This is a genomic window from Corallococcus llansteffanensis (genome assembly GCF_003612055.1).
GTDB classification, from domain to species: domain Bacteria; phylum Myxococcota; class Myxococcia; order Myxococcales; family Myxococcaceae; genus Corallococcus; species Corallococcus llansteffanensis.
This window is the reverse complement of record NZ_RAWB01000654.1, coordinates 1-5,167: the sequence shown is the minus strand read 5'-3', so window position 1 is coordinate 5,167 and position 5,167 is coordinate 1. Positions and strand designations below refer to the sequence as shown.

At 68.5% G+C, this 5,167-nt stretch carries 6 protein-coding genes; 3 read left to right on the top strand and 3 right to left on the bottom strand.

The features are described 5' to 3' along the window. On the bottom strand, window positions 1–985 hold a 985-nt coding region (locus tag D7V93_RS37430; RefSeq protein WP_147451544.1), incomplete at its 3' end, for a serine/threonine-protein kinase. 245 nt (window positions 986–1,230) lie between these two features. After that, on the bottom strand, window positions 1,231–2,280 hold the full coding sequence (locus tag D7V93_RS37425) for a hypothetical protein (RefSeq protein ID WP_120647888.1): 1,050 nt from the start codon (window positions 2,278–2,280) through the stop codon (window positions 1,231–1,233). A gap of 159 nt (window positions 2,281–2,439) precedes the next feature. Here D7V93_RS37425 and D7V93_RS37420 point away from each other — a divergent pair, with 159 nt between their 5' ends. Genes D7V93_RS37420 through D7V93_RS37410 form a run of 3 tightly spaced genes read left to right on the top strand, consistent with a single transcriptional unit; the run spans window position 2,440 to window position 4,570 of the window. Next, a complete protein-coding gene (locus D7V93_RS37420; protein WP_120647887.1) occupies window positions 2,440–3,258 on the top strand; it encodes a glycerophosphodiester phosphodiesterase family protein in 819 nt (272 codons plus the stop codon). A gap of 12 nt (window positions 3,259–3,270) precedes the next feature. Beyond that, window positions 3,271–4,020 carry a deoxynucleoside kinase gene (locus tag D7V93_RS37415; RefSeq protein WP_120647886.1) on the top strand — a complete coding sequence of 250 codons (750 nt, stop codon included), beginning with the start codon at window positions 3,271–3,273 and terminating at the stop codon, window positions 4,018–4,020. Window positions 4,021–4,051: 31 nt separating this feature from the next. Then, window positions 4,052–4,570: an acyl-CoA thioesterase gene (locus tag D7V93_RS37410; protein ID WP_120615877.1), complete on the top strand. Its 519-nt coding sequence runs from the start codon at window positions 4,052–4,054 to the stop codon at window positions 4,568–4,570. Window positions 4,571–4,676: 106 nt separating this feature from the next. On the opposite strand, the gene D7V93_RS37405 is transcribed toward D7V93_RS37410, so the two are convergent. Continuing rightward, window positions 4,677–5,060, bottom strand: coding sequence for a HesB/IscA family protein (locus tag D7V93_RS37405; RefSeq protein WP_120647885.1), 384 nt, complete (start codon window positions 5,058–5,060; stop codon window positions 4,677–4,679). Between the last annotated feature and the right edge of the window lie 107 nt (window positions 5,061–5,167).

Genomic DNA, 5,167 nt, shown 5'->3' with positions numbered 1-5,167 from the left:
GGAGGGTGGCCTCGTGCCGGCCCGCGCGTTTGGCCGGGGGGATGTGCAGCACGGTGCGCTCGTCGGCCTCGCCCAGCAGGCGCGCGATGTACTGGGAGATGTCCTGGCTCTGCTTGAGCACGCCCGAGGCGAGGAACGCCTCCAGGTCCGCGCGCACGGCGGAGGCCCGCTGGTAGCGCAGGGTGCGGTCCTTCAGCAGGCACCGCATCACGATGCGCGACAGCTCCTCCGGATAGTCGGGGCGCACCAGGTGCGGCGGGGGCGGCTCCTCGTAGCGGATGGCGTAGAGGATCCCCTCGGTGGTGGCCCGGTGGAAGGGCTGCTTGCCGGTGGTGATCTCATACAGCATCACCCCGAGCGCGTAGATGTCCGCCCGGTGGTCCAGCCGCTCCTGCATGATCTGCTCGGGCGACAGGTAGAGGAACTTCCCCTTGATGACGCCCGGCTTGCTGCGCTCCATGAACGCGCCGGCCTTGGCGATGCCGAAGTCGACGAGCTTCACGCGCCCGTCGTAGGAGATCATCACGTTCTGCGGACTGACATCCCGGTGGATCAGCTCCAGCGGACGGCCATCCACGCCCCGGCTGAAGTGCGCGTGGTCCAGGCCCGCGGCGATGTACGCGCAGATCTTCGCCGCGACGCCGTAGGGCATGGAGGCGCCGTACTTGGCCTCCTCCAGGAGCACGCGGCGCAGGTCAACGCCCTCCACGTACTCCATGCAGATGAAGATGTTGTCGCCCTCCTTCCCCAGCTCGTGCACCTGCACGACGTTGGGGTGGTGCAGCTGGGCGGCGATGCGCGCCTCGTCCAGGAACATCTGGACGAACTCCGGCTCCTCGGAGAGGTACGGGAGGATCCGCTTGATGACCACCAGCTCCGGAGACGGCGGCTTGTGCGCCAGGAACAGCTCCGCCATCCCGCCCAGCGCGAGGCGCTTGATGAGCAGGTACTTTCCGAACGGGGTGGCCGTCTGGGGCGAGCTCAAGGGAGTGGAGGTGCGTCCGCGGGTGGTACGGTGAACTTTTTCCAGAGCCTACTGCAATCCGGGCCCGAGGGGAGGGAGCGGGCCGACCCGCCGGGTGGCGACTCTAGGCACCCCGGCCGCCGCACGCGAACTTTCAGGTTCCCTGCCCCCGGAAGCACGACCGCCTCCCACGGGAGGACCCATGGGAGGCGGCGGGAAAGACGGCGGGACGGGAAGAGCCCCGTCCTGTGTCCGGTAACGGATGACTACTCGGGCACGACCGGCGTCACGACGCCGCCCAGGTCCGCGCAGTTGTCCGGCTGGACGACATAGGTGTAGTTCCTCGTCGTGCCCGGCACCTTGCCGTCGACACGGCGGCAGTTGAGGATGTCCGTGCCGCCGTCCTCGCAGGCCGCGAACGTGTAGGTGTCGAAGACGCCCGTCACGCCGTTCGGGAAGGACACCGCGCCACCATCCAGCGCGGCGGCCTGGAAGTCGCAGCGGCCTTCGGTGCCGCCGTCGCTCTGGTTCCGGGTGTTCACGTGGTTGATGAGCACGCCGCCCGTCAGCTCGTAGCCATAGTAGACGGTGCCCGCGTCCGCGCTGTCCACGCGCATGAAGGCGGTGGGCTGGGGGTTGGTGAGGCTCAGGGCGCCCGTCACGTGGACGCGGGTGCCCAGATAGCCGGCGTCCGCCTGGACGAAGGCCTGGCTGGCGGCCAGGTTCTCCGTCGTCACCTCGTTCGGAGCGATGCGGGTGCCCCCCGTGCTCTTCACGGTGATCTTCATGATCTTGCCGTTGCGGAAGTCGTTGGCGATGCGCTGGCGACGACCGCGGAACTGCTCGAAGTTCGCCTCGGAGCCGAAGAAGCCCTCGATGTCGATCACGTCACCCGGCTGCGGGTGGTAGTTGTCCGGCGTGTCGTCGTAGAACTTCTCCACCGAGATGCCTTCGGTGGGCTTCAGCGGATCCACCACCCAGAAGCGCGAGCGCCACGAGGTCTGGTTCTGGTCGCTGAGCTTCTCGTAGTCGATGGTGTGGACCACCACGTTGCGCAGCGTCACCGCGCTGCCGAACGGCACCTTGCGGACCGCGGCGACCGTCATCCCGGCGCCGGCGTCCGTGCCCGCGTCCGTACCCGCATCCGTGCCCGCGTCCGTGCCAGCATCCGTGCCCGCGTCGGTGCTGCAGACACCCGTGCAGCCGGGGCCCGCGTCCTTGTTGTCATCGTCGTCACGACCACCACAGCCGGCCAGTGAGGCCATCGCCGTGGCAGCCAGGAGGGCCGCAGCGCCCAGCTTGTTGCGCAGTTCCATTCGTATGTCTCCGGGGGTTGGGGGCGCCGCGCTTCTTGAAGTCCGACGCCTGTCGGGCAAAGGATTCAGGCCCTTATACCGGCGGCCTACCAGGGCCGGCAAGGAACGGACCGACTCCCTGCCCGTGACATCTGTATGAATTCAGGAATAGGTGGATCAATGCTTGCCCGCGACACGTTCTTGCAGGGATTGAAGCCCACGCTGCACATTGCGCACCGCGGCGGGGCGCTCGTCGCTCCAGAGAACACGCTCGAAGCCTTCCGCCTCGCGGTGGAGACGTACCGCACCGACATGCTGGAGCTCGACGTGCACCTGTCGCGCGACGGCGAGGTCATCGTCGCCCACGACGACACGCTGGAGCGCTGCACCGACGGAGCGGGCCCGCTCGCGGCACTCACGCTCGCGGAGTTGCTCAAGCTGGACGCGGGGTATCACTTCAGCCCGGACGCGGGACGCACCTTCCCTTTCCGGGGCCGGGGCGTGCGCCTGCCGACCCTTCGCGAAGTCCTGCGCGCTTTCCCGTCCCTGCGCCTCAACGTGGAACTCAAACCAGACGTGCCGGGCGGCGAGGACGTGCTCGCCCGCCTGCTGACCGACGAAGCCGCCCTGGGCCGCGTCTGTCTGGGCAGCGAACAGGACGCCATCGCGGAGCGGCTGGTGCGGGTGCTGCCCGACGCATGTCACTTCTACCCCCGGGATGCGCTGGCTGCCTTCGTGCTGGCGCTCAAGGCCGGCGAGGTGCCGCCGGAGGACGCGCGCTACACGGTGCTCGACATGCCGCTGTACTTCGGCGAGGTGCGGCTGGTGGATGACGCGCTGCTGGAGGCCGCGGCCTCGCGCGGCAAGTGGATCAACGTATGGACCGTGGATGATCCGGCGGAGATGGACCAACTCCTCCGCGAAGGCGTCGGCGGCATCATGACGGACCGGCCGGATCTGCTCCGCCAGCGAATGGACGCGTCCGGAAAGCCGGGCTAAGCCTTGGCTTCCATGTCCCGCCCCACCGCACGCGCGCGTCCGGCGACCCGCACCGAGCCGCCTTCCAGCAAGGCGCCGCCCCCGGCCGTCCCCGCGCCGAAGTCCGCCGCCCGCAACGCCCTCAAGGTGAAGGTGCCCCGCGCCAAGCGCTTCGTGGCGCTGGCGGGCAACATCGGCGCGGGCAAGACGACGGCCGCCAAGCTCATCAGCCAGGGCTTCGGCTTCGAGCTGTTCGACGAGCCCGTCATCGACAACCGCTTCCTGCGTGACTACTACGGCGACATGTCGCGGTGGTCGTTCACGCTGCAGCTGGAGTTCCTCATCCGGCGCGTGGAGCACCACGAGCTCATCCACTCCGTGAGGAAGAGCTGCGTGCAGGACCGCACCCTGTACGAGGACCCCGAAATCTTCGCCAAGTACCTGCACGGCCTGGGGCACATGACGAACGCGGAGCTGGACCTGTACTACGAGTACTTCCAGCGGCTGTCGCGCCACATCGTCCGGCCCGACAAGGTCATCTGCTTCGACGTGTCCTCCGAGGACGTGCTCCTGCAGCGCATCCGCACGCGCGGCCGGGCCGAGGAGAAGGGCATCGGCAAGCAGTTCCTGAAGGGCCTCAACGGCTACTACGCGGGCTTCCCGCAGGTGCTGCAGGAGAAGTACGGCGTGGACTGCCTCGTGGTGGACGTGTCCAAGCAGGACATCCGCCGGGGCCCGGGCCGCGAGGAGTTCCTCGACCGCGTGTCCGCATTCCTGGCCTGACGGCGCGCGTTCCGTTAGACGCTTCCGGGCCATGCACGACCTGACCCCGAAGAGCCCGCGCGACTCCGAAGTGGTGATGACGCAGCTCATCCTCCCTCCGGACGCCAACAACCTGAACGCCGCGTTCGGCGGGAAGGTGATGCAGTGGATCGACATCTGCGGCGCCGTGGCCGCCCAGCGCCACTGCCGTCAGGTCGTCGTGACGGCGTCCATGGACGACCTGCACTTCCATGCCCCCATCCGCGTCGGGTGGATCGCCCTGCTCCACTCGCGCGTGCTCGCGACCTTCCGCACGTCGCTGGAGGTGGGCGTCACCGTGCACGCGGAGAACCCGCTCACCGGTGAGCGCCACCTCACCACCAGCGCGCTGCTCACCTTCGTGACCCAGGACAAGGACGGCAAGGGCGTGGCGGTGCCGCCCCTGCTCCTGGAGACGGACACGGAGCGCGCCGCCTTCGCGGAGGCCGAGGCCCGCCGCGCCCAGCGCCGGGGCCGCGGACAGGAAGAGCAGTCCTGGATGAAGGTCATGAAGCCCGTCACCGGAGCCTGAAGGGGAGCCTGAGGGGGAGCCTGAAGGCTCTAGACAGACGAAGGGCCGGGGGCACGCCTGCCTGGCGTCCCATCCCGGCCCCTGCCCTGCTTCTCAGCGGTGTGGCTCAGGTCGTGAACGACGTGCCGCAACCGCAGGACGACTTGGCGTTGGGGTTCTCGAACTTGAAACCCGCGCCGGTGATGCTGGTGACGTAGTCGATGTGCGTGCCCGACAGGTACTGGGCGCTCAGCGCGTCGGTGGCGATCTTCACGCCGTCCTGCTCCCAGATCTGATCACCGGCCTTGGCCTCCTTCACGAGGTTCAGGTCGTAGCCCAGGCCGCTGCAGCCGGACGGCACCACGCGGATGGAGAAGAAGTAGTCCTGGAACCCCTGGGCCTGGATGACCGTCTTCACCTGGGCGATGGCGGCGGCCGTCAGCTGGACGGTCTCGTTGGCGGCGGGCTGGGAGGCCGGCGTGGAGCCGGCGACGGCGGTAGAAGTGTCCATGTGCTTCAATCTCCTCGTGAACGGCGCCTCATAACGCCCTGGCGCCTGAAAAGCCATGGGACCGCACAGGCCCCCTTCCCGTGACAACACCTCCGAGCCCCCATGCC

Coding starts and splice junctions, on each gene's coding strand:
- D7V93_RS37415 (WP_120647886.1), top strand. CDS start 3,271: ATGTCCCGCCCCACCGCACGCGCGCGTCCGGCGACCCGCACCGAGCCG.
- D7V93_RS37410 (WP_120615877.1), top strand. CDS start 4,052: ATGCACGACCTGACCCCGAAGAGCCCGCGCGACTCCGAAGTGGTGATG.
- D7V93_RS37405 (WP_120647885.1), bottom strand. CDS start 5,060: ATGGACACTTCTACCGCCGTCGCCGGCTCCACGCCGGCCTCCCAGCCC.
- D7V93_RS37420 (WP_120647887.1), top strand. CDS start 2,440: ATGCTTGCCCGCGACACGTTCTTGCAGGGATTGAAGCCCACGCTGCAC.
- D7V93_RS37425 (WP_120647888.1), bottom strand. CDS start 2,280: ATGGAACTGCGCAACAAGCTGGGCGCTGCGGCCCTCCTGGCTGCCACG.